Here is a 312-nt window from a genome sequence, read left to right as displayed (position 1 = left end):
TTGCATTACATATAGCACAGTATTTGTTATCTAGTTTTCAAGGAACAGCTTACATTCGATGCATGTACTTTTTTATCCATCGATTCATTTTTTTGAACCCGTTACATAAAAAAGAGACTTACATGTATGCTATTTTGAAGGATAAGCTCCCTCAAAACTGAACAAAACATCTAAAACGTCATTATAACTACGTGAACACTCAGTTCACGAGTTCTCCATAGAAAGGAGGTGATCCAGCCGCACCTTCCGATACGGCTACCTTGTTACGACTTCACCCCAATCATCTGTCCCACCTTAGGCGACTGGCTCCCA

The 312-nt window shown here is 40.1% G+C and carries 1 rRNA gene; it reads right to left on the bottom strand.

The annotated features are described in order from the left end of the window. Positions 1 to 221 precede the first annotated feature (221 nt). A 16S ribosomal RNA gene (locus AAHB12_RS31485) occupies positions 222 to 312 on the bottom strand; the annotation flags it as partial.

This window comes from Bacillus sp. OTU530 (genome assembly GCF_038440375.1).
Note: the sequence above shows the minus strand (reverse complement) of the source record. Positions and strands in the feature narration are given on the sequence as shown.